Origin of the sequence: Gemmatimonas groenlandica, assembly GCF_013004105.1 — a bacterium.
GTDB classification, from domain to species: domain Bacteria; phylum Gemmatimonadota; class Gemmatimonadetes; order Gemmatimonadales; family Gemmatimonadaceae; genus Gemmatimonas; species Gemmatimonas groenlandica.
Genome location: NZ_CP053085.1, coordinates 1,518,588 through 1,540,603, shown reverse-complemented (window position 1 = coordinate 1,540,603; position 22,016 = coordinate 1,518,588). Strand labels below are relative to the sequence as shown.

Here is a 22,016-nt window from a genome sequence, read left to right as displayed (position 1 = left end):
CGTGATTCTCTCAGTACCTGTGGTTGCGGACGGCCGTGTGACGCCGCAGCATTGCCAGATGTTCTCACACGTCTCGCGCCGCGCGCGCCTCTTGATTCCAGTGCTCATCGCCGCCACGGCCCTCGGCGCGGCGAGTCACGCTGCTCCGTCTGACGGTGAGCCGATCATTCGTCGGACGGCGTACGGCGTGCCGCACATCAGCGCCAGCGACTTTCGCGGCATCGGTATCGGACTCGGTTACGCACAAGCCGAGGATTATGGCGTGCGCGTCATACTCAGTCTGATCCGTTCGAAAGGATGGATGGGCCGTACGTTTGGGCGTGACAGCCTGTCGTCCGATTTTTCGGCGGCTCTGGAGCACGCCCGCGTAGAGCAGACCTATCACCTGCTCGACGCCGACACGCGTGACATGTACGACGGATTCGCCGAAGGCGTGAACCGCTACATCCGGGCGAATGCGAAGACACTGCCCACGTGGGCCAAGCCCGTGTTCCACGGGCACGACGTCGCCGCTGGGGACATCGGCACCGCGAATGTGGCCACTGCCGAGCGCCTCGTGACGCGATGGCTGCAGCGCAGCGCTGGCGGCACGGCGCGCCCGGCCATCCGAGACACGGGCGCCCTCGACGTCGACCCGGCTCCCCTGTTCGGAGCTGATGCGGACGTTGGCTCGAACGCCTGGGCGCTCGCCCCGAGCCGCACGAAGTCCGGGCGTGCGATTCTGCTGCGCAATCCACATCTCGCTTGGACGGCCGGCTACTGGGAAGCGCACGTGACCGTGCCGGGAAAGCTCGATTTCTACGGCGATTTCCGCATCGGCAGCGCCTTCTCGGTCATCGGTGGCTTCAACAAGGATCTTGGCTGGGCCACCACCAACAACGCGCCGGATCTCGACGAGGTCTATGAGCTCGACCTCGATCCCACCAATCCGGATCGCTATCGGTTCGACGGCACCACCATTCCCATTCGGTACGAGTCCATCACGCTCCCGTATCGCATCGGCAGCACGGACGACTCGCTGGTGAGCGAAACACGCCGCATGGCCTTCACACCACTGGGCCCGGTCGTGTATCGCACCTCGAACAAGCTCTATGTCGTGCGCGCTGGCCCCGATGGCGAGTATCGCGCCGGGGCGCAGTTCCTGGCCATGATGCGCGCGGGCAGTCTTGTCGAGTGGAAGGGGGCGCTCGCCACCCGCGCCCGCGCCACGTCCAACCTCACCTACGCCGATCGCGCCGGCAACATCCTCACCATTTGGATGGGCACCGTGCCGCGGCTGCCCACACGATCGGGCGGGGACTCGATGCCGATTCCCGCGCGCGGATCAGCCGACGTGTGGACGCGATTAATCGCGCTCGATTCGTTGCCGCAGACGCTCAACCCTCGCGGCGGCTACGTGCACAACGAGAACGATGCGCCGCATTTTGCCAATCTGAACGCCCTGCTCGACACGGCACGGTATCCCGACAACGTGGAGCGCGGGGAACTACGGCTGCGCAGCCAGCATGCGTTGCAGCTCATCGGCGGCAAAGACAAACTCTCGCTCGAAGACGTGTTGGTGCGAAAGCACAGTATGCGCATGCTGCTCGCCGACCGCGTGAAGCCCGATCTCGTCGCGGCGCTGAAGAAATCCTCACCCACGCCGGCGGTCGCCCAGGCACTCGCCGTGCTCGAGCAGTGGGACAACACCGTCGCGCCGACCAGTCGCGGAGGATTGCTCTTCGAGACCTGGTGGCGCCGCTATCAGTCGCAGGCGCGCGACTCGGCCTACGCCGAAAAGTGGTCGTGGGAGAAGCTGACCTCCACGCCGCGCGGCCTCGGTCAGCCGGCTCGCGCCGTCGACGCCTTCAGCTGGGCCGTCGACGACATGCAGCGTCGCTACAAGACGGTCGACGTGGCATGGGGCGATGTGCACCGCGTGCGGCGTGGGCCCGTGGACGAACCCGTTGGCGGCTGCAGCGGCGCCCTCGGCTGCTTCCGCGTGCTTTCCTACGAGCAGCGCCCCGACGGCTCCCGCAACGCCAACTCGGGCGACGGCTGGATTCTCGCTGTGGAGTTCGGAGCGCGTGCGCCCCGCGCGTATTCGGTTCTCGCCTACGGACAGAGCGCCGACTCGACGTCGCCGCACTACAGTGATCAGGCCGCGATGTTTGCCCGCGGTCAGCTCAAGCCCGTGTATTTTCTCGATGCGGACATTTCCGCGCACACTCTTCGCTCCTACCGGCCCGAACCCTGATGTTCTCTCCTCGAATCATGCGGCTCGCGGCCCTCGCTGCGACCTTGGCCCCAGGGCTGGCGCTGTCGGCGCAAGCCACCGCCAAGGGCAAATCCACCGCCACCGCGGGCGTTCCGCTGGCGATGTCCGCTATCAAGCGCACCGACCTCGAACGGGATCTGTACGCGATGGCCGGTGACGGTATGCGTGGACGCGAGGCCGGCACGCCGGACGAGATGCGGGCCTCCATTTGGGTGGCCGACCAACTGCGCAGCATCGGCGTGAAGCCGATGGGACAGGACGGCAGCTACTTCCAGTGGTGGAACATGGTGCGGACGCGCGTCTCCACCGTGTCCACGACGGGCGCACTCGGCGACAAGCCGCTCGTCGTGTGGAAGGACTTCGTGCCGCTGGGCTCCGCCAACGCCGATGTGAGCGCCCCGGTGGTGTGGGTAGGCACGGGCGCCGATACCACGATCGATGTGCGCGGCAAGATTGCGGCGCTACAGATCACCACCCCGCCTGCCGCCTCGATTCGCACCACCACGAACTCCGCCGAAGTGCGCTACGCGAATGCGGCGATCACGGCCGCCACGCAAAGGGTACAACGCCGTGGTGCCGTTGCGATCATCCTCGTGGCCGACTCGATCACCGATGTCGCGTTTGATGGGCTCGGAGTACTTCGTGAGCGTGGCACGTATGACGTGGACGGAGGCGCGCCGCGCTTCGCCGGTCAGGCCACACAGGCCGCGCGTCCGCAGTCGGCGCGCACAGCACCGACGCCGTCTTTCCTCGTGCGCGGCGCCACGGCGGCCGCGCTCAAGGCCGGCGCCATGGCCGAGATGCACGTCCGCGTCGAGCACTTCACCACACCGTCCAGCAACATCATCGGCGTGGTGCGCGGTACCGATCCGAAGCTGCGCGACGAGTATGTGCTGTACAGCTCACACCAGGACCACGACGGCGTGCGGTATGTCATCGACGGCGATTCCGTGTGGGCTGGTGCCGACGACAATGGCACCGTCAGTGTCGCGTTGCTCGCCATCGCCCGCGCGTTCGTGAAGCAGCCAGGCAAGCGCTCGGTGCTCTTCGTGTACCACGGTGCGGAAGAACTTGGTCTGCTTGGCTCGCGCTATCATGCCGCGCATCCCGTCGTGCCCCTGCAGAACATCGTTGCGGTGCTGAACGGCGACATGATCGGCCGCAACAACCCCGATTCCGCCAGCCTGCTTGGCATCCAGCCGCCACACCGCAACTCAACAGAACTTGTTGATATGGCGCTGAGGGCGAACACGCTCACCGGAGCCTTCAAGCTCGATTCGATCTGGGATCGCCCCACGCATCCTGAAGGCTGGTACTTCCGCAGCGATCACGTGCCGTATGCACGAATGAACGTGCCGGCCGTCATGTACTCCACCAACCTGCATCCCGATTACCACACGCCGCGCGACAAGCCATCGGCCATCGACTATCCGAAGCTCACCCGCATGACGCAGTGGATGTACCTCACGGGCTGGTACGTGGCGACGACGCCGAAGCGCCCCTCCATCGATCCCGGCTTCAAGCTGGAGCGGTAACCGACCCGTGATACGCCTGTGACCGGGCGCACGAACGTGATGAGGCAGTCAGCGGGAGATGGGGTACCAGTTTGCGTTCTCTCCTCTCGCTCTCCATTTTCATATTCACGTCGCGGCATATGTCCGATGGCGTCACCTTACTAGGAGGATGTGCGATGCAGGCATTCGTGCGCCGCATGCTGGGCCCGGCGTTGGCAATTAGCGCGCTTTCGTTCGCCGCAACGGCGGCCAGCGCGATCACTGGACAGGCAAAGCCACAGATTTCCATCGAAGCCGAGCGGTCGCCGCAGGGCGCCCGCATCAACTTCAAGGGGAAGAACTGGCCCGCCGCTGCCCGCGTGAAGCTCACCGCCTCGCGCGCACCCGGCGCCAGCAAGCCGCAGGACTTCGGTTTGGTCGACGCCGACAGCACGGGCGTTTTCACCGTGCGCAAGGTGGTGCCGTGCACCACCAGCAGCCAGGAAGACGGCGCCAATGAAACGGTAACGTTCACCGCCGCCGATTCGGCGACGGGTGTCAAGGCCACGGCAACGGCCCGCGGCGGCGCTTGGGTCTGCCAGTAAGTCGAATCACGAAGTAGGCATCGGTCGCGGTGTTGCCCTTTGGGCAGCACCGCGATTGTGTATCCGTACTCGATCCACTCTCGATCTTTCCCAATTGAGCGCCGCCATGTTCGTCATCTTCGTCTGTCCAATCTTCTCGCCGGCGGCGACTCAGATGATCGAGGCCGCGCTCAACGTGCCGCACGTGCGTTTGGGCGTCATTGCGCAACAACCGCTGACGGCGCTGACGCCGAATGTCGCCGCGCGACTGGCCGCGCACTGGCAAGTCGATGACGTGACGAACGCGTCGTCGCTCGAGCAGGCGGTGCGCGCCCTCGGTGCCACGCACGGCGCGATCGCCCGCTGCTTTGGGGCCTACGAGCAGCTCCAGCAGCCGCTGGCCAGCGTGCGGGAACGACTCGGTATTCCGGGGCTCAGCAGCGAGGCCGCGCACAACTTTCGCGACAAGGCGCGAATGAAGGATGCGTTGCGGGCGGCGGGCGTGCCGGTGGCGCGACATCGGCTGATCGCCTCTCGCGAAGACGCGTTGGAGTTCATCGCCGAGGTCGGATTTCCTATCGTCCTCAAGCCTCCCGCCGGCGCTGGGGCGATCGCTACGCAGCGCATACGTGATGTGGCATCGCTCGACGCGATGCTCGCGAACTACCGTGCGACGGCAGCCAATCCAATGCTCGCCGAAGAGTTCCTGCGCGGGACCGAGTACTCGCTGGAAACCGTGTCAGTTAACGGCGAGGCCATCTGGCATTCACTCACGCGCTACGGGCCCACGCCGCTCGACGTCGTCGAGAACTCGTGGATCCAGTGGACGGTGTTGCTGCCGCGCGAGATCGACGCCGCCGAATTTGATGACATCCGCGCGGTCGGTGCCAAGGCATTGGTGGCGCTGGGCATGGGGACCGGCGTGTCGCACTGCGAGTGGTTTCGCCGCGACGACGGCACCATCGCCATCAGTGAGATCGCCGCACGTCCCCCCGGTGCCAACATTACGACCATGATCTCCCGGGCGCACGACATCGATTTCGTCGCGGCCTGGGTCCGTCTCATGATCAACGGCACCTTCGATCCGCCCGTGCGGCGCTTCGCCGTCGGCACCGCGTATCTGCGAGGGCAGGGCACGGGCCAGGTGCGCACCGTCGAAGGCCTCGAGGCCGTGCAGGAGCAGTTCGGCGCGCTCATTTGCGATTCCCGTCTGCCGTATCCGGGCCAGCATCCTACCGGAAGCTACGAGGGCGAAGGCTACATCATCGTTCGCCACCCCGACACAAAGGTGGTGCAGAACGCGTTACAGCGTATCGTTTCCAGTGTTCGCGTTCGACTCGGCTGAGCCCCTCCACCTTCTGCGAAACCGACCTGTGTCCAAAACCGTGTTGATGCTGACCCCGGGATTCCCCGGTGAAATGCCGCTCTTCACGCGTGGCCTCTCCGAGCAGGGCGCCACCGTGTTGGGTGTCTCGAACACGTCGGTGCAGGATCTGCCGCACATCGCGCGACAGCACCTGAGCGACTATTTGCAAGCGCCCGATCTCTTCACGAATCCGACGGTCGCCATCGAGCAGATCCGCCGTTGGCTTGGCTCCCGCACGGTGGATCGCGTCTGCTGTCTGTGGGAGCCAGGGGTCGAGATCGCAGCGCAGATCCGGGAAGCCCTCGGCGTGCCGGGGCAGTCGTATCAACAGTCGCTCCGATTCCGCAACAAAGATCTCATGAAGCAGGCGCTCGCCGAAGGCGGCGTTCGGGTGCCGCATCACGCGATCGCCAGTACGCCCGCCGAAGTCTGGGCCGCAGCCGAGCAGGTCGGGTATCCGCTCATCATCAAGCCCATCGCCGGTGCTGGCTCCATGGACACGTTCCGTTGCGACGACGCGGCCGACGTGACAAAAGCCATCGCGCAGCTCGGGCATATCGCCGTCGTCGACGTCGAGGAGTTCATCGACGGCGAGGAGTACACCTACGACACCGTCTGCGCGGGCGGCGACATCAAGTACTTCCATATCGCCTTTTATCGCCCGCGGCCGCTCATCGCCCGGACCAACGAGTGGATCTCGCCACAGACGCTCACGTACAGGAACGTCGATGATCCGAAGCTGGCCGGCGGTCGCGCCATGGGTGAGAAAGTGCTCAAGGTGCTCGGCTACGACACCGGCTTCACCCACATGGAGTGGTATCTCAAGGCTGACGGTGAAGCCGTTTTCGGCGAAGTGGCGGCCCGTCCGCCCGGCGCGCGCACGGTCGATCTGATGAACTACTCCGGCGACATGGATCTCTTCAACGGGTGGGCCGAGGCAGAGCTCCACGGCACCTTCTCGCAGAAGATCGAGCGGAAGTACAACACCGCCTGCATTACGAAGCGGGCGCACGGGCAGGGCCGCATCCAGCGCATCGTAGGGCTCGAGCAGCTCCGTCAACGTTTCGGGGACGCGATCTGCGTGGTGGATCTCCTGCCGATCGGCGCTCCGCGGCGCGATTGGAAGAGCACCCTGCTGTCCGACGGGTATCTCACGATCCGGCATCCCGATTGGGAGACCACGATGGCGATGGCCGACGCCGTCGGCACCGACCTGAACCTCTATGCCGGTTAAGGAATAGGCCGGTCGCCGGGATGGGTCCGCTGTAGCGCGCTTGCCTCACCTATGGTGGGAGCTACGCAACGTGTGGCGAACCCATCTGTGACGGTTCAGAGGGGAATGAGAGGGAAATCGCACGGATATGGGCTTGAAAAGGTTCGGCACGTCACTTGCCCCCTTACCCGTATGCGAAGTCGCCGAATGGCGGCCGTCGCGACGACCCGAGCCGGAAGAGCCATGTCCCGTATTCTCGAAGAGCCGCCGATTGATCCGATCCGTGGCTACTTCTCGCAGCTGTGCGTGATGCTTACGGGAATCGCATCGGGCGTTGTCGAGCCGCCGGCTGGTGAGGCCTTGCAGTCGCCGACGTACCACATGGGACGTCGCGACGGTTTCCACGTTGTCGTTGCCCATTTGGCGTCCAGCCGGAATCTGCGCGAGGCGGCGGACAAGTGCGTGGCCTTTGGAATGGGTGTCGAGGAGCGCGCCGACTCGCACCCGTATGGCCCCGACTGGTCACACGGATTTGCCCAGGCCACCATGGAGGCAGCCGCCGACATCGCGATGTATGCCGCGACGTCCACGATACCGTATATCGACAAGTCTCGCCTGCGTGCCGCTCGCACCGCCGCCCGACATTTGTCGCCGCTCTCCGGGCTCTGGACGCAGCGGCCGGCCGCTGGCGCGCAGCCGCCGCGCAGCCATCACGAGTGGTAAGCATGTGAGAGGCGTGTGAGAGGCATGGTCGCGCTATATTGTCGCCATGCCTCGAAAGCCTTCCATCGTCCTCGATGCCCGCGCGCTTGATCGCACGCTGCGTCGCATGGCCGACCAGATCGTCGAATTGAATGCGGGTACCGAAAACTTGGTGCTCGTCGGAATCCAGCGCCGCGGCGTGCAACTCGCCGAGCGCATCGTGCGCATCATCAAAGCGCAGGAAGGCGTCGACATCAGCAGCGGTGCGCTCGATATCACGCTCTATCGCGACGACCTGCAAACGGTCGGGCCGCGTCCCGTCGTCGGCACCACGCAGCTGCCATGGACGCTCGACGACCAGAACGTCGTCATCGTCGATGATGTGCTCTATACCGGACGCACCGTCCGCGCAGCACTCGACGAACTGGCGGATTTTGGACGACCGGCGCGCATCGCCCTCGCCGTGCTGATCGATCGCGGCGGTCGCGAGTTGCCCATCCATGCCGATGTCATCGGCCGTAAGGTCGAAGTGAATCCCGGCCAGCGTGTCGACGTGTTCATCGAGGAACTTGACGGACGTGACGAAGTGCTGATCGCCGCGCGCGACGACGAGGCCTGAGACTATGGCCGGCCCGCTCGGTAAGGATCTCCTCGGACTCGCGCCGCTCTCGGCCGATCAGATCCGGCTCGTGCTCGACACCGCCGTTCCGTTCCGCGAAATCTCCGAACGCGCGATCAAGAAGGTACCGACGTTGCGCGGCGCCACGATCGTGAACCTGTTCTTCGAGGCGTCCACGCGCACCCGTATCTCGTTCGAGTTCGCCGAAAAGCGGCTCAGCGCCGATACGGTCAACGTCGCGTCCGCCGGATCGAGCGTTTCGAAGGGCGAAACGCTGGTCGATACGGCGCGCAATCTCGAGGCGATGAAGATCGACATGGTGGTCATCCGCCATGGTGCATCCGGGGCCGCACAGTTCCTCGCCGAACGCATCGAGTCCAACGTTATCAATGCGGGTGATGGGACGAACGAGCACCCCACGCAGGGGCTCCTCGATATCCTCACGCTGCGCAATCACCTTGGGGATCTCACCGGACGCCGCATCTGCATCGTCGGTGACGTGCTCCACTCGCGTGTCGCTCGCTCCAACATCTGGGGCCTCACCAAGCTCGGCGCTGAAGTCGCCGTGTGCGGTCCGCGCTCACTGTTGCCCAACGCCATCGGCGAGATGGGCGTGACCGTGTTCGATCGCATCGAAGAAGCGGTCGAGTGGGCCGATGCGTTCAACGTCCTGCGGTTGCAGCTCGAGCGCATGCAAGCTGGCTACATCCCGTCGTTGCGCGAATACAATCGCGTGTATGGCGTTACCCGCGCGCGGCTCGAGAAGGCGCCGCGCGATATTCTCATCCTGCACCCTGGCCCGATGAATCGCGGCGTGGAAATCGACAGTGACGTGGCCGACGGGCCGCACTCGGTGATCCTCGATCAGGTCACCAATGGCGTGGCGGTCCGCATGGCCGTTCTGTATCTGCTTGCCGGCGGCAAGCCGGAACTCGCCGAAGCGGCGAAGAAGGGAGGCGCATGAGCCGGGACCTGCTGCTCCGCGGCGGACGCATTGTCGATCCGTCGCAGGGAATGGACACCATCGGTGACGTGCTGCTGCGCGACGGCCGCGTGGAGTCGTGTGGAAGTGGCATCGGGACGCCCGACGGCGCCGAAGTCATCGACGTGACCGGACTGGTGGTCACGCCCGGCATGATCGATGTGCACATCCATCTGCGCGAACCGGGCCGAGAAGACGTGGAGACCATCGCCACCGGCGCGCACAGCGCGGCGGCCGGTGGATTCACCGGCGTCTGCGCGATGCCGAACACCAAGCCCGTCACCGACAATCAGGCGGTGGTCGGCTTCGTGAAGCGTCAGGGAGAGGCCGCTGGCTATGCGCGCGTCTATCCGTACGGCGCCATCTCGGTCGGGCAGAAGGGTGAGACGCTCGCCGAACTCGCCGAGATGGTCGGGGCGGGAGCGGTGGCGTTCAGCGACGACGGCAAGCCCGTGGAAAGTGCGCAACTCATGCGCACTGCCCTCGAGTACGCGCGCGCGTTCAACGTGCCGATCGCCGAACACTGCGAGGACATGACGCTCGCGCGCGGCGGCAGCATGAACGAAGGCATCATGAGCGCCAAGCTCGGTCTCAAGGGCATTCCCGCCGAAGCCGAAGAGATCTATGTCATCCGCGACATCCTGCTCGCGAAGCGTACCGGTGGCCATATCCACCTGTGCCATCTCAGCACCAAGGGCTCGGTGGAGCTCGTGCGGTGGGGCAAGGAACGCGGCATCAACGTCACGTCGGAAGTGTGCTCGCACCACATCTCGCTCACCGAAGATGCGGTCGAAGGCTACAACACCAACGCGAAGATGAATCCGCCGCTGCGCACCGCGGCCGATGTCGAAGCGCTGCAGCAAGGCCTCGCCGACGGCACCATCGATCTGCTCGTCACCGATCATGCGCCGCACCACTACGACGAGAAGGAACGCGAGTTCGCCGACGCGCCCAATGGCATCGTCGGTCTCGAAACCGCGCTCGGCATCAACTGCACGTATCTGCTGCATCGCGGCATCATGACCATGTCGCAGCTGGTCGACGCGATGAGCTGCAAACCCGCCAAGGTCTTCCATCTCCCGGGCGGCACGCTCAGTCGGGGTAGCCTCGGCGACGTCACCGTCTTCGATCCGACTCGTACCTGGACTGTCGATCCGAAGGCGTTCAAGTCGAAGGGCCGCAATACGCCCTACGGAGGCCACCAGCTTACCGGACAGGCCCGCCTCACCGTCGTTGGCGGCCGCGTCGTCTATCGCGCCGACTGAGCCGACGGTGACCGACGAGCACGGACTGCGCGTCATGCTCGCCGCCGCCTGCCGGCGCCTGCATGCGCGCGGCCTGCTGGCCGGCGCGGAGGGAAACCTCTCCTGCCGGCTGTCCGACGGCGATCTTCTGGTGACCGCCAGCGGCGTCGACAAGGGGACCATCGACCATACCCAAGTCATCCGGGTACACGCCGACGGCACGCCCTGTCACGAGGAACGAGCGCAGGCGCTGCCGGGTGACCCCCGCACGCGTGACACCACACGCCGCGCCTCGTCGGAATTGGGGATGCATCTCGCCTGCTATGCGGCTCGCGCCGATGTGCAGGCGATCGTGCATGCCCATCCCCCGGCAGCCACCGGGTTTGCCGCTGCCGGGATTCCGATGCCGGCGGACGTCTTGCCGGAGTTGCCCGTCGTCGTGGGGCCGATCGCGCTGGTGCCCTACGGGCGCCCGGGCACGCCGGCCCTCGCCGACGCCATGCGTCCGTTCCTCGCGACCCACGAAGTCTTCCTCTTGGCCAACCACGGGGTCACCGCCCTCGGCACCTCGATCGAAGACGCCTTACTGCGCATGGAAAGCGTGGAGCAATCCGCGCGCATCCTAGCGGTGGCGCGGCTGTTGGGTGGCGCACAATCGCTCCCCCCAACCGAAGCGGCCGTGCTTGCTTCACTGCATCCCCGGTACGAGGATGCATCGCGGACGAACAGCGCCTGACGTAACATTGCGACTTGTGTCACACATGGCCGTGATTCACCTCGGCCATATTCGTCTGGTTCGCATCTGGAGTCGGTTCGTTCATTCAGCAGCGCCCTCACATGACGGAGTCTCGCGCAGTGTCCATCGACGAAGTCCGGTCGCTCGTTGCCGAGCGGCAACGCTATGATGACTGGTTGACCGCGCTCGACGCGCGTCGCGCGGAGACACCGAGCCGCGTGTTTGATCGCGTTCACGGCGACTACGTGGCGCGTCGCGACGCCGTGATGGCGCAGCTTCGTGAGCATGTTGGCTCGCTCTCCTCGCATGGCGATGAGCTCGACGGCCGGCTCAGCACCCTCGAGGCGGAACTGGCCACGCTCGAGGACGAACGGGTCGAAGCCATGCTGCGCACCGCCGTCGGTGAGTACGACGACGATCGCTGGGAGACGGTCCGTCAGGACGTCGAAACCAAGATCGCCTCACTCGGCGAACAGCGCGGCGCCCTGCTCACGGAAATTGACGAGATCCGCACGTTGCTCTCGAGCGCCAGCAGCGAACCGCTGGTGGCCGCCGTCGAAGCGCCCGCGGAGGACGTCACGATCGACGAGGCGGTCGAAGCGGTCGAGACGGTCGAGATGGATTCGGTCCGTCCCCTCTTCGCCACGGGCGATCTGGCGGCGATCGAGCCGCCGGTCTCGCTCGAGGTGGAACCCTTTGCCGACGTCGATGTCGCGTTCGGCGGCACGCCCGACGTGATGTCCGACGTGCGCCTGGTGACCGAGATGCCCGAGCTGGTGCCGACTACGTCGCCAACCTCACAGCCGACGGCCGACCAGTCCTCGACCGAGTTCGACGATGCCCTGGCCATGTTCGCCGACAGCACGGGCACACCGGACCCGACCTTCACCCGATCCCTCGAAGGCATCGAGGTCGAGCTCGACGTCCACGGCGCCACGTCGATGTCCGCGCCGTCCGCACCGCAGGCCAACACCGCCACCGCCACGCCGGCGAACTCGGCTCCCGTCGACGCCGGTGACGTGTTCGATGACCTCGCGTTCCTACGGTCCGTCATCGATCCCACGCCCGCCGGTTCGTCACCGGGCGTGTCGTCGGTCCCGACGGCGGTCCCGACGGCGGCAGCCTCCAACGAGCCACTCAAGACCCTGCGTTGCACCGAGTGCGGCACGATGAACCTGCCCACCGAGTGGTACTGCGAGCGTTGTGGTGGAGAACTCGCCGCGTTCTGACGCGAGCGAGCGACCGCAAATGACGAAGGGCCGGACTCAGTGAGTCCGGCCCTTCGTTGTACCGCAGATGTCGCGAAGCTTACGCGGCCGCGGCGTTGGCAGCCTTCGCCAGCTTGCTCTTCTGACGAGCAGCGGCGTTGCGATGGATGAGTCCCTTGCGCGCCGCACGATCAAGCAGCGAAACGGCAGACAGGCGATCATCGGCAGCAGCAGCGGCGAGCTTCGCCCGCTTGACGGCCGTACGCAGCGCCGAACGCTGAGCACGATTGCGCACTGCAGCCGCACGCGACTTCCGCAGGTCCTTCTTCGCGGACTTGATATTCGGCACGGAAAACTCCCCAGCAGGTAGAATCGGTAAGTTCGAAAACGACAGTGAGGTGAGGCATCGCCTCAGGCCACTGCGGATAGACCGGAAAACATACCCGCAAAGGGGCCAGCGGTCAAGAACCCCCCGCATCTCAGGCCGTCGTCGTCGCTTTGACACCCGACCCGACCTGGGCTACCTTCCGATTCGCACTTGCTTGCATTCGCGTCCTGCGCGGGTAGACCGGAACCGGCCCTTCGCCGCCCTCCGGACGCCCCTTCCCAATCGCCGCTGCGGTGGATTCTACACAGCAACTCGTCCTCATCGCACCTGTGCTGCTCTTCTCGATGGTCGCCCACGAGTATGCGCACGGCTATGCGGCGTTCAAGCAAGGGGATATGACGGCGTATCAGCTCGGGCGCCTCACCTGGAATCCCCTCAAGCACATCGATCCGTTCATGACCATCATTCTCCCGGTCATGCTCGCGCTTATCGGTGCGCCGATCTTCGGCGGCGCCAAGCCGGTCCCGGTCAACCCGCGGAATTATCGGCACTACCGCCGGGGCGATATCATCGTCTCGCTGGCCGGTGTTGCCACCAATGTCCTGATCGCGCTCCTGATAGTGCCGCTGATTGTCGGCGTTGGCCTGCTCGGACAGTATCTTCCCTCACTGATTCGCCCCCTCGGCGTGCTGCAACAAATGCTCGCCGCCGGTATCTTCATCAACTTGATTCTCGCGGCGTTCAATCTGATCCCGATTCCGCCGCTCGATGGATCGCACGTCTTCAAGTATCTGCTCCCACCGAAGTGGTCGCTCCAGTATCAGCGCCTCGGAGGAGTCGGACTGCTGTTGCTCTTCGCCGTGCTCTCATTCGCCCGGCCGCTCGTGAATATCTGGCTGGCACCCGCATACATTCTGCGAGCGCTGGCCGAGCAGTTCTACTTCCCGTACATGCTGCCCAACCCCTTCGCGTGAAGGCCGCGTGATCGCTCCGAATTTCCGCCACGCCGAAACCACGGCGCCCTCCTTTGTCGTCGAGCTGAGCCACTTCACGGGCCCGCTCGATCTGTTGCTGTCGCTCATCCGCGACGAACAGCTCGACATTTACGACATCCCGATTGCCCGGATCGCCGAGCAGTTCCTGGCGCGCATCAGTACGCTCGGACTCGATGAAGCGGCCGATTATCTCGAGATGGCCGCCCGGCTGCTTCGCATCAAGGCGCAGATGCTGCTCCCGCGAGCCGATGGCGAGGAAGCGTGGGAGGATCCCCGCGCTGAGCTCGTGCGCCGACTGCTCGAGTACCAGCAGATGCGCGAAGTCGTCGATCTCCTCGAGCGTCGGGGCGAGGAGCGTCGGCACCAGTTCCCGCGTCGTTGGGTGCCGCAGGCGGCGGATATCACGCCCATCAACGCGCCGCTCTCGCTCTCGCTCGGCGAGTTGCTGGCCGCCGTCGACCGCGTGCTGCGCACGACCAAGGAACCGGCCCTGCACGAGGTCATCCCGCGTGCGCTCGATGTCGCCGGCGCGATGGTCACGGTCCGTGCGGTGCTCGCCATGCGCCGTTCGGCCCGGTGGTTCGATATGGTTGGTCGTGACGCCGAGCCCTGGCAGATTCTGTCAGTCCTGCTCGCGTTGCTTGAAATGGCGAAGCTCGGTGAACTGCGGATCGCGCAGCATCACGCCTTCGCCTCTGTGGAGATCCGTCGTGACGCCGTTAGCGAAGCTGCTTGAAGCCGCCCTGTTCGCCGCCCCGCGCCCCATCGCCATGGAAGCGCTGGCGGCGTTGGACGTCGAATCGAGTCCCGCCGCGGTAGCCGCGGCCCTCGACGAACTGCGCGAGCACTACGACGTCGATGGACATGGCGTCGAACTGGTCGAGCAGGGAGGCGGCTGGCAGGTCCTCACGCGCGCCGAATTCGCCGAAGCCATCGAGCGCGCGCAAGTAGCGGTCCGTCCGCAGCGACTCTCCGCTGCCGCGCTCGAAACGCTGGCCATCATCGCGTATCGCCAGCCCATCGGCCGAGCTGAAATCGAAGAAATCCGCGGCGTCGCCGTAGGCTCCGTGCTGAAGTCGCTCCACGAGCGCGGGCTCATCGACATCGTTGGGCGCAGCGAGGGCATCGGCCGTCCGCTGCTGTACGGAACCACCTCTCAGTTCCTCGAGCAGTTTGCGTTGCGACACCTGGAAGAACTCCCGCGCGCCGATGAGTTGGCGATTGCCCTGCGTGGCGCCGGTAACACAGCCGTCGTGCCGGAGTGACCAAGCCCCCGAAGAAGACGGCGGCCGAGAAGAAGGGCGAGTACCGCCGCGGCACGCAGAAGAAGACCCCCAAGGGACCGTCCGCTCGCGGAGCGGCCGCCCGCGCCGCCAACGACAAGCGTGGCGTGCCATCGGTCGCCAAGCCCAAGCCGCCCCGTGAGCGCAGCGTACGCGATGCGGAATCGCGTAGCGCCGAGTCACGCGAGTCCACGCCACGCGAGAAGCCCGTGCGCGATCGCAGCGAGGCCGGCTCTTCCAAGCGTCGCGTCAAGCCGCAGCGCTCAGCCGAAGCACCGCCGTCAAAGGCCGGTGGCACAGTCAAGGCCGATCGCGAAGGCCCCATGCGGGTCCAGCGGGCCCTCGCCCGCGCCGGCGTCGTATCGCGCCGTGGCGCCGATCAGGCGGTAGCCGAGGGTCGCGTCCACGTGAACGGCTCCATCGCCACCGTCGGACAGGTCGTCGATCCGTTTCGCGACGTCATCACGCTCGACGGGACGCCCGTCATCACGCGCGTGACGTCGCATACCTGGATCGTGATCCACAAGCCGGCCGCGGTCATGACGACCCGCAAGGATCCCGAGGGACGCACGACCGTGTTCGATCTCGTCGACGACGTCCCGGGGCTCGTCTACGTCGGGCGCCTCGACTTCATGACCGAAGGCGTGCTCCTGCTCACCACCGATGGCCGCGCCGCGCATGCGCTCACGCACCCCAGCAATGAGGTGGAGCGCACCTACGTCGCCACGGTGCGCGGGGATGCCGTGACTGCCGCCAAGGTCGCCCGTCGCGGTGTCCAGCTTGAAGACGGGCTGGTCGTTCCCCGAGAAGTCGTCGCCCATCCGCTCGGCGGACGCCGTTGGGCCCTCGAGATCACCATCGCCGAAGGCAAGACGCATGAAGTCCGTCGCCTCTGTGATGCGCTTGAACTCGAAGTGGAGCGCCTCGTGCGCACGCGGTTCGGTCCTGTGCGGCTCGGGGATCTGCCGTCGGGCGGCGCCCGGGCACTCAACAGCACCGAGCGCGAAGTACTCGAAGCCCTCATGGTCGGCGGCAAGTAAAGCCGTCGGAACGTGCCAACTGGGCACATGAGGGAACCCCGAAAGGGAGCAGACCGGACGCTGTCGGGTATGCTCGACGGAACGAGCCACCAAAAAGAGGAGCAGCAGATCGTGACCACGAGCGTTGCCGCGTCGCAGGACGCGGCCCTGGTGCAGGGTGTCCTGCGCGAAGTTGCCAAGCGAATCGTCGGACAGGAATACATGGTGGAGCGCTTGCTGATCGCGCTCCTCACCGGCGGTCACGTGCTCCTGGAAGGCGTGCCGGGGCTCGCGAAGACGCTCACCGTGCGCACCCTCGCCGAAACGGTGCGCACGAGCTTCCAGCGCATCCAGTTCACCCCCGATCTGCTGCCCGCCGACGTCGTCGGCACGCAGATCTTCGACCAGCCCACCGGCGAGTTCCGCGTCAAACACGGGCCGATCTTCGCCAACATCATCCTCGCCGACGAAATCAATCGCGCCCCGGCCAAGGTGCAGGCGGCCCTGCTCGAGGCGATGCAGGAAAAGCAGGTCACGATCGGTGGCACCACCTATCGTCTGGCCGAGCCGTTTCTCGTGTTGGCCACGCAGAATCCCATCGAGCAGGAAGGCACGTATCCGCTGCCCGAGGCGCAGGTCGACCGCTTCATGATGAAGCTGCGGGTCGGTTATCCCACCCGCGCCGAGGAGAAGGAAATCCTTCGTCGTATGGCAGGTGGTGAAAGCATCGTGGTCAATCCGATCGCCTCGCCGGAAGAACTGCTCGATGCCCGCCGTCGCATCTCCGAGCTGTACATGGACGAGCGCATCGTGGACTACATCGTCGATCTCGTTCACGCCACGCGCTCGCCGGCTGATGTCGGCGCGGCCGATCTGCGCCCGCTCATCGAGTTCGGCGCGTCGCCGCGCGCCACGATTTCACTCGCGCAGGCGGCCCGGGCCCATGCCTTCTTGCGCGGCCGGGCGTTCGTCACGCCCGACGACGTGAAGAGCATCGCGCCCGACGTACTCCGGCACCGCGTGTTGACGTCGTTCGAGGCCGATGCCGAAGGCGTCACCAGCGACACCATCGTTTCGCGTCTGCTCGCCGTCGTCGAAGCGCCCTGATCGCCGTGGCGAAGTCCGACCCGTCTGCGCAGCCTGGCGTACCCGCCGCCGTGTCACCCATGTCGGTGGCACCGGCTGAAGTGCTGCGGCAGGTGCGTCGCATCGAGGTGCGTACGCGGCGTCTCGTCGACTCGCGGTTCGCCGGTGAGTACCGCTCGCTGTTCAAAGGGCAGGGCATGGAGTTCGCCGAGGTCCGCGAGTATCAGCCCGGCGACGAAGTCCGCTCGATCGACTGGAATGTGTCAGCCCGCATGGGACGCCCGTTCGTCAAGCGCTATGTCGAAGAGCGCGAGCTCACGATCATGCTCGTGATCGATATGTCCGGTTCGTCGCGCTTCGGCACGCGCGCCCACTTCAAGCATGAACTCGCGATCGAGATGGCCGGCGTGCTGGCCCTCGCCGCCACGCGCAACAACGATCGCGTGGGTCTGCTCATGTTCTCCGATCGCGTCGAACATGCGTTGCCGGCCCGAAAAGGGCGCAAGCACGCGTTGCGTCTCATCCGCGATCTCATGACCACCAGCCCGGTCGGTCGTGGAACCTCAGTGGCGGTGGCGGTCGATCGCCTGATGCGTCTGCTGCCGCATCGCTCGGTCGTCTTCTTCGCGTCGGACTTCCTCGCCGATGATCTCGAGAAGCCGCTGGCGCGACTCGCGCAACGACACGACGTCATTGCCGTGACCCTCGAAGATCCGTCGGAGCGTGTGCTGCCCGATATCGGCCCCGCGCGATTGCAGGATCCCGAGTCGGGCGAGGTCATCGAGATCGACACGTCGCATCCGTCGGTACGCGCCGCCTTCGCCAAGCAGGTCGGCGCCGAGGATACGCTGCGGCGCAAGCTGTTCGGCCGTCTGGGGCTCGACGAGATCGTGGTGCATACCGAGCACGGCTACGTCGATGCGCTCTTGTCGTTCTTCCGCGCACGTACTCGTCGCCCACATGGCGCGGTGCGCACCGGACCGCGCGGGGCGATGGGTGATGCCGCCGGCACGGCCGCGCCGGTGCGCGCGCCGATCGCGCCGGTGTCCGTGGCCGATCAGCGGAGCCGCTGATGCGACGTGTCTTGTCCATTCGCCTTTTGGCGGTGCGCCGTGCGGCGGTGCGCCTTACGGCGCTGTTCGCGTTCGCCGCGGCATCGCACGCCACATGGTGGAACTCCGCCGCGGCGGCGCAGCCGGCGCCACCGGTCTCGCGCGGTGTCCTCACGCCGCCGACGGGATCCCGCGTCAAAGCTGGCTTTCTGGTGCGTCCCGACACGATCGAAGTGGGTGATCCGTTTACGCTCATCGTGACCGTGGTCGTACCGGAAGGTGCGCGCATCGAGTGGCCGACGCTCGATGATTCCACGGCCATGGTCGTAAGCCGTGCGCCCACCAAGGTGAGGCAGGAGTCGATGCGCGCCGGTGGTCGCACGGAACGGGCCGAGTACGCCCTCGCGGCCTGGAACGTCGGCGTGCTCCCGATCGGTCTCAAAGACGCGACCGTGCGCTACGGGTCGACCACGCTCAAGGTGCCGCTCGTCGACGCCAACGTGTTCGTGAAGTCGGTATTGCCCGGCGATACCTCGATGCACAAACCCAAGCCTCCGCGTGATCTCTTCCCGCGGGTGGTGCCGTGGTGGCAACGCTGGTGGCCGGCGCTGCTGGTGCTCGCGGCGCTCGCTTTGCTGTGGTGGCTCCTCAAGCGCCGTCGCAAACGCGCCGCGACGACCGTGCCCACGTCGCTCGATCCGTACGCGCGCGCGGTGCACGACTTCGACCGATTGGACCGATTGGCCCTCGCCGATGCCGGTGAGCGTGGGCGCTATGTCGCGCTCGCCATCGACGTGGTGCGCACCTACCTCGTCCTGCGAAATCCGCTGGCCGTGCTGTCGCTCACCAGCTCCGAGTTGATCGACGTCGTCGCCGATGACGAGCGCATTCCGCGCGATCGGCTCATCTCGTTGATGGCCGACGGCGATGGCATCAAATTCGCCCGTCGTGTCGTCTCCGGCACACGTGCCCGCGAACTGGCTGCCGACGCGCGCGCCGTCGTTGACCACGTCGAGGCGGCCGAACGCGCTCGTCGAGCCGCCGTGGAAGCCGCCCGTGCGGCGGCCGCCAAGGCCGAGCGTGACGCGAAGCAGAAGGAAGAGGACGACGCGCGTCGCAAGTCGCGCCGACCGAAGGCAGGGGCGACATGAACCGCGCCGTCGATTGGTTCCGCGAATTCATCAGCGAGTTCAGTGGCTCGCTCAGCCCCGACTCGTGGTCGCTCTTCGGCATCAACTTCGCGCACCCGGCGCTGCTCTTGCTGTTGCTGCTCCTGCCGCTCTGGTCGTGGTGGCGTCGCCGTGCCGCGCCGCAGCGTGCCATCCCGTTTTCGCGTGCCTCCGTGCTCGGTCTCGGACCGCGACCGTCGCTGTCGTGGGTGCGCTGGTTGCCGTGGCTGCGGTCACTCGCGCTGGCTGGGTTCATCGTGGCCGCCGCGCAACCGCGATCAGGCGCGCGGGCCGAACGCGTGTCGAGTGAAGGCATCGATATCGCGCTGGTCGTCGACATCTCGAGCTCCATGCTCGCCGAAGACTTTCAGCCGCAGAATCGCATCGAAGTCGCCAAGGAGAAGGTGAAGCGCTTTGTCGTCGGCCGGAAATCCGACCGCGTGGGGCTCGTCGCTTTCTCCGGTGAAGCGCTCACGCAGGTGCCGCTTACCACCGACTACCCTGTGGTCCTCACCGCCATCGACAATCTGCAGGTCGGTCAGCTCGAAGACGGCACCGCCATCGGCACCGCCATCGCCACAGCGGCCAATCGGCTGCGCACCGCACCCGGTCGGTCACGCGTGATGGTGCTGCTCACCGACGGTGAGAACAACCGCGGCGCCATCGATCCGCGCACCGCGGCCCAGGCCGCCGGGACCTTCGGCATTCGCATCTACGCCATTGGCGTGGGCAGCGAAGGTATGGCTGCGGTGCCCGTCGGCCGCGGATTGTTCGGGCTGCGCTACGAGAATCGCCCGGTGAAAATCGACGAAGCGCTCCTCACCGAGATCGCCACGAACACCGGCGGTCGCTACTTCCGCGCCAAGGACGCCCAGGCGCTGCAGAGCATCTACGAACAGATCGACGCGCTCGAACGCTCCATCGTCGAAGCGCGCGCGTACATCCGCTACACCGAGCGCTTCCGCTGGCCGCTCCTGTTCGGGCTGGCCGCGCTGCTCGGCGAACTCGCCTTACGCGCCCGGCGCGGAGTGCTGCCATGAATCTCGGCACGCTCCCTCCCCTGGTCTTCGACGTGCCGTGGTTGCTGCTCGCGGCGCTGCTCCTACCACTGGTGGTCTGGTGGATGCGGTCGGTGCGCACACGGCAGCGACGCGTCCGCCTCGCGCGCTACGCCGAGTCGTCGGCGCTGCGTCGGCTGGTCATGATCACCGACCCCGACGAAGGCGGCCGCACCGTGCGGCTCGTGCTTCTTGCCTTCCTCGCGGGACTCGCGCTATCGGGGCCGCGCTGGGGACTCGCCCACGGACCGGTGAGCGCGCGTGGCATCGACATGGCCATCGCGATCGATGCGTCGCTGTCCATGATGGCGCCCGATGAACGGCCGTCGCGACTGGAACGGGTGAAGCAGGAAGTGCGTCGCCTGCGCGCGATGTCGCAGGCCGATCGTGTCGCGCTGATCGCCTTCGCCGGCCGCAGTTACATCCTCACGCCGCTCACCAGCGACGACGGAGCCATCGAACTCTTCCTCGATAATCTCGATCCGTCGGTCGTGGGGCAGGCGGGCAGCTCGATTGCCCGCGCCATTCGCCAGGGCACTGAACTCCTGTTGGCCAGTGACGGCAGTGCCGATCGCGCGCTCGTGCTCATGACGGATGGCGAGGCCTTCGAACCGGCCGAAGACGTCAAGGCCGCGGCCACCGAAGCGGGCGTGAAAGGCGTGAGCCTGGTGACCGTCGGTTTCGGCACCGCACAGGGCAGCACGATCCCCATTCAGGATGGCTCCGTCACGCGAGAGAAGCGCGACGACGAAGGGAAGGTGGTGATCACACGCTACTCGCCCGAACTGCTCGAAGACGCCGCCAAGGCCGCCGGCGGCACCTTCATTCCCGCCGAAGCGTCCGACAAGGCTACGCGTGTACGCGGCGCGCTGCGTTCGCTGCGAACCGCGAAGCGCAAGGTGGATTCGCGCGAGGATCACGTGCCGCGGTATCTGTGGCTGCTGCTCCCCGCGCTGGCACTGCTGGCCTACGACACGTGGTTACTCACGCGCCGGCGAGTGTCGCGCGACGCCATGAAGGATCGCGACGACGCGCGGTCTTCGGTCCCATCGACGATGCCGCAGGTGGTGCAGCTGTTGTTGATCGCGCTGCCTGTCGCGCTCATGTCGTGCAAACAAGCACCCGATCCGGCGGCATTGTTCGCCGAAGGCAACGTCGCCGCGGCCATCGCCGGTTACCGCGCGCAGATGGCCAGCGGCGATACGACCGTGCGCACGCGCTACAATCTGGGCACCGCGCTCATAGGCGCCGATTCGCTCAAAGCCGCCGCCGAGTTGCTGGAGATGGTGCGACGCGACAGCGATGGCGAGACGCGCATGCGTGCCCGCTTCAATGCCGGCTATGCGTCGCTCGTGATGGGACGCGCGCCGCAGAACCCCGAAGCCGAAGCATCCTTTGCGGCAGCGCGCGCGGCGTATCGGGCGTTCCTCACCGATCGCCCCGTCGATGCCGACGCCAAGTGGAACTACGAGCTCGCGCTCCGCAAGACGCCGCCTCCGCAGGGCGGGGGCGGCGGGGGGGGGCGGCGGTGGTGACTCGCAAAACGACAAGCAGGACGAGCAGCCGCAGAATCAGGGTGGGCTCGACCAGAAGCAGGCCGAAGCACTCCTCAACAGCGCAGC

The 22,016-nt window shown here is 66.1% G+C and carries 21 protein-coding genes; 20 read left to right on the top strand and 1 reads right to left on the bottom strand.

Translation table 11 applies throughout. The features are described from left to right. Window positions 1–58 precede the first annotated feature (58 nt). From HKW67_RS06550 to HKW67_RS06500, 11 genes are all read left to right on the top strand, one after another. Window positions 59–2,236: a penicillin acylase family protein gene (locus HKW67_RS06550; RefSeq protein WP_171224616.1), complete on the top strand. Its 2,178-nt coding sequence runs from the start codon at window positions 59–61 to the stop codon at window positions 2,234–2,236. Beyond that, the gene (locus tag HKW67_RS06545) at window positions 2,236–3,792 is read left to right on the top strand and encodes a M28 family metallopeptidase (protein ID WP_171224615.1); all 1,557 of its coding nucleotides are present in this window, start codon (window positions 2,236–2,238) and stop codon (window positions 3,790–3,792) included. Before HKW67_RS06550 ends, HKW67_RS06545 begins: the two co-directional genes overlap by 1 nt. Window positions 3,793–3,947: 155 nt before the next feature. After that, window positions 3,948–4,355: a hypothetical protein gene (locus HKW67_RS06540; protein WP_171224614.1), complete on the top strand. Its 408-nt coding sequence runs from the start codon at window positions 3,948–3,950 to the stop codon at window positions 4,353–4,355. A gap of 106 nt (window positions 4,356–4,461) precedes the next feature. Beyond that, window positions 4,462–5,679, top strand: a complete 1,218-nt coding sequence (locus tag HKW67_RS06535; RefSeq protein ID WP_171224613.1) for an ATP-grasp domain-containing protein — start codon at window positions 4,462–4,464, stop codon at window positions 5,677–5,679. 28 nt (window positions 5,680–5,707) lie between these two features. Continuing rightward, the gene (locus tag HKW67_RS06530) at window positions 5,708–6,934 is read left to right on the top strand and encodes an ATP-grasp domain-containing protein (RefSeq protein WP_171224612.1); all 1,227 of its coding nucleotides are present in this window, start codon (window positions 5,708–5,710) and stop codon (window positions 6,932–6,934) included. 222 nt (window positions 6,935–7,156) lie between these two features. Further along, window positions 7,157–7,636 carry a hypothetical protein gene (locus HKW67_RS06525; RefSeq protein WP_171224611.1) on the top strand — a complete coding sequence of 160 codons (480 nt, stop codon included), beginning with the start codon at window positions 7,157–7,159 and terminating at the stop codon, window positions 7,634–7,636. A gap of 46 nt (window positions 7,637–7,682) precedes the next feature. After that, complete coding sequence (gene pyrR, locus HKW67_RS06520) at window positions 7,683–8,234, top strand: bifunctional pyr operon transcriptional regulator/uracil phosphoribosyltransferase PyrR (protein ID WP_171224610.1); 552 nt, start codon at window positions 7,683–7,685, stop codon at window positions 8,232–8,234. 4 nt (window positions 8,235–8,238) lie between these two features. Next, a complete protein-coding gene (locus tag HKW67_RS06515; protein WP_171224609.1) occupies window positions 8,239–9,198 on the top strand; it encodes an aspartate carbamoyltransferase catalytic subunit in 960 nt (319 codons plus the stop codon). Next, window positions 9,195–10,481: a dihydroorotase gene (locus tag HKW67_RS06510; protein WP_171224608.1), complete on the top strand. Its 1,287-nt coding sequence runs from the start codon at window positions 9,195–9,197 to the stop codon at window positions 10,479–10,481. The genes HKW67_RS06515 and HKW67_RS06510 overlap by 4 nt, the downstream gene beginning before the upstream one ends. A 7-nt stretch (window positions 10,482–10,488) precedes the next feature. After that, window positions 10,489–11,196: a class II aldolase/adducin family protein gene (locus HKW67_RS06505; RefSeq protein WP_171224607.1), complete on the top strand. Its 708-nt coding sequence runs from the start codon at window positions 10,489–10,491 to the stop codon at window positions 11,194–11,196. Between the two features lie 101 nt (window positions 11,197–11,297). After that, complete coding sequence (locus tag HKW67_RS06500; RefSeq protein WP_171224606.1) at window positions 11,298–12,425, top strand: hypothetical protein; 1,128 nt, start codon at window positions 11,298–11,300, stop codon at window positions 12,423–12,425. Between the two features lie 79 nt (window positions 12,426–12,504). Here the strand turns inward: HKW67_RS06500 and rpsT are convergent, their stop codons facing one another. Continuing rightward, window positions 12,505–12,753 (bottom strand): 30S ribosomal protein S20, encoded by a 249-nt coding sequence (gene rpsT / locus HKW67_RS06495; RefSeq protein WP_171224605.1) that lies wholly within the window; start codon window positions 12,751–12,753, stop codon window positions 12,505–12,507. 272 nt (window positions 12,754–13,025) lie between these two features. Here rpsT and HKW67_RS06490 point away from each other — a divergent pair, with 272 nt between their 5' ends. The 9 genes from HKW67_RS06490 (at window position 13,026) to HKW67_RS06450 (ending at window position 21,929) form a co-directional block, all read left to right on the top strand. Next, the gene (locus HKW67_RS06490; protein WP_171224604.1) at window positions 13,026–13,706 is read left to right on the top strand and encodes a site-2 protease family protein; all 681 of its coding nucleotides are present in this window, start codon (window positions 13,026–13,028) and stop codon (window positions 13,704–13,706) included. Between the two features lie 7 nt (window positions 13,707–13,713). Next, window positions 13,714–14,463, top strand: coding sequence for a segregation and condensation protein A (locus HKW67_RS06485; RefSeq protein WP_171224603.1), 750 nt, complete (start codon window positions 13,714–13,716; stop codon window positions 14,461–14,463). Then, complete coding sequence (gene scpB, locus HKW67_RS06480) at window positions 14,438–14,992, top strand: SMC-Scp complex subunit ScpB (protein ID WP_171224602.1); 555 nt, start codon at window positions 14,438–14,440, stop codon at window positions 14,990–14,992. The genes HKW67_RS06485 and scpB overlap by 26 nt, the downstream gene beginning before the upstream one ends. Further along, complete coding sequence (locus HKW67_RS06475; protein WP_171224601.1) at window positions 14,989–16,050, top strand: pseudouridine synthase; 1,062 nt, start codon at window positions 14,989–14,991, stop codon at window positions 16,048–16,050. The genes scpB and HKW67_RS06475 overlap by 4 nt, the downstream gene beginning before the upstream one ends. A gap of 111 nt (window positions 16,051–16,161) precedes the next feature. Further along, window positions 16,162–17,136 (top strand): AAA family ATPase, encoded by a 975-nt coding sequence (locus HKW67_RS06470; protein WP_206044626.1) that lies wholly within the window; start codon window positions 16,162–16,164, stop codon window positions 17,134–17,136. A gap of 5 nt (window positions 17,137–17,141) precedes the next feature. After that, the gene (locus HKW67_RS06465) at window positions 17,142–18,188 is read left to right on the top strand and encodes a DUF58 domain-containing protein (protein ID WP_230981140.1); all 1,047 of its coding nucleotides are present in this window, start codon (window positions 17,142–17,144) and stop codon (window positions 18,186–18,188) included. Then, window positions 18,188–19,318, top strand: a complete 1,131-nt coding sequence (locus tag HKW67_RS06460) for a hypothetical protein (protein WP_171224600.1) — start codon at window positions 18,188–18,190, stop codon at window positions 19,316–19,318. The genes HKW67_RS06465 and HKW67_RS06460 overlap by 1 nt, the downstream gene beginning before the upstream one ends. Further along, window positions 19,315–20,376 carry a VWA domain-containing protein gene (locus HKW67_RS06455; protein ID WP_171224599.1) on the top strand — a complete coding sequence of 354 codons (1,062 nt, stop codon included), beginning with the start codon at window positions 19,315–19,317 and terminating at the stop codon, window positions 20,374–20,376. The genes HKW67_RS06460 and HKW67_RS06455 overlap by 4 nt, the downstream gene beginning before the upstream one ends. Beyond that, a complete protein-coding gene (locus tag HKW67_RS06450) occupies window positions 20,373–21,929 on the top strand; it encodes a vWA domain-containing protein (RefSeq protein ID WP_171224598.1) in 1,557 nt (518 codons plus the stop codon). Before HKW67_RS06455 ends, HKW67_RS06450 begins: the two co-directional genes overlap by 4 nt. The last annotated feature ends 87 nt before the right edge of the window (window positions 21,930–22,016 follow it).

What these genes read in the sequence shown, in the direction of transcription:
- HKW67_RS06550 (WP_171224616.1), top strand. Translation starts at nt 59, where the DNA reads ATGTTCTCACACGTCTCGCGCCGCGCGCGCCTCTTGATTCCAGTGCTC.
- HKW67_RS06545 (WP_171224615.1), top strand. Translation starts at nt 2,236, where the DNA reads ATGTTCTCTCCTCGAATCATGCGGCTCGCGGCCCTCGCTGCGACCTTG.
- HKW67_RS06540 (WP_171224614.1), top strand. Translation starts at nt 3,948, where the DNA reads ATGCAGGCATTCGTGCGCCGCATGCTGGGCCCGGCGTTGGCAATTAGC.
- HKW67_RS06535 (WP_171224613.1), top strand. Translation starts at nt 4,462, where the DNA reads ATGTTCGTCATCTTCGTCTGTCCAATCTTCTCGCCGGCGGCGACTCAG.
- HKW67_RS06525 (WP_171224611.1), top strand. Translation starts at nt 7,157, where the DNA reads ATGTCCCGTATTCTCGAAGAGCCGCCGATTGATCCGATCCGTGGCTAC.
- pyrR (WP_171224610.1), top strand. Translation starts at nt 7,683, where the DNA reads ATGCCTCGAAAGCCTTCCATCGTCCTCGATGCCCGCGCGCTTGATCGC.
- HKW67_RS06515 (WP_171224609.1), top strand. Translation starts at nt 8,239, where the DNA reads ATGGCCGGCCCGCTCGGTAAGGATCTCCTCGGACTCGCGCCGCTCTCG.
- HKW67_RS06510 (WP_171224608.1), top strand. Translation starts at nt 9,195, where the DNA reads ATGAGCCGGGACCTGCTGCTCCGCGGCGGACGCATTGTCGATCCGTCG.
- HKW67_RS06500 (WP_171224606.1), top strand. Translation starts at nt 11,298, where the DNA reads ATGACGGAGTCTCGCGCAGTGTCCATCGACGAAGTCCGGTCGCTCGTT.
- HKW67_RS06460 (WP_171224600.1), top strand. Translation starts at nt 18,188, where the DNA reads ATGCGACGTGTCTTGTCCATTCGCCTTTTGGCGGTGCGCCGTGCGGCG.
- HKW67_RS06455 (WP_171224599.1), top strand. Translation starts at nt 19,315, where the DNA reads ATGAACCGCGCCGTCGATTGGTTCCGCGAATTCATCAGCGAGTTCAGT.
- HKW67_RS06450 (WP_171224598.1), top strand. Translation starts at nt 20,373, where the DNA reads ATGAATCTCGGCACGCTCCCTCCCCTGGTCTTCGACGTGCCGTGGTTG.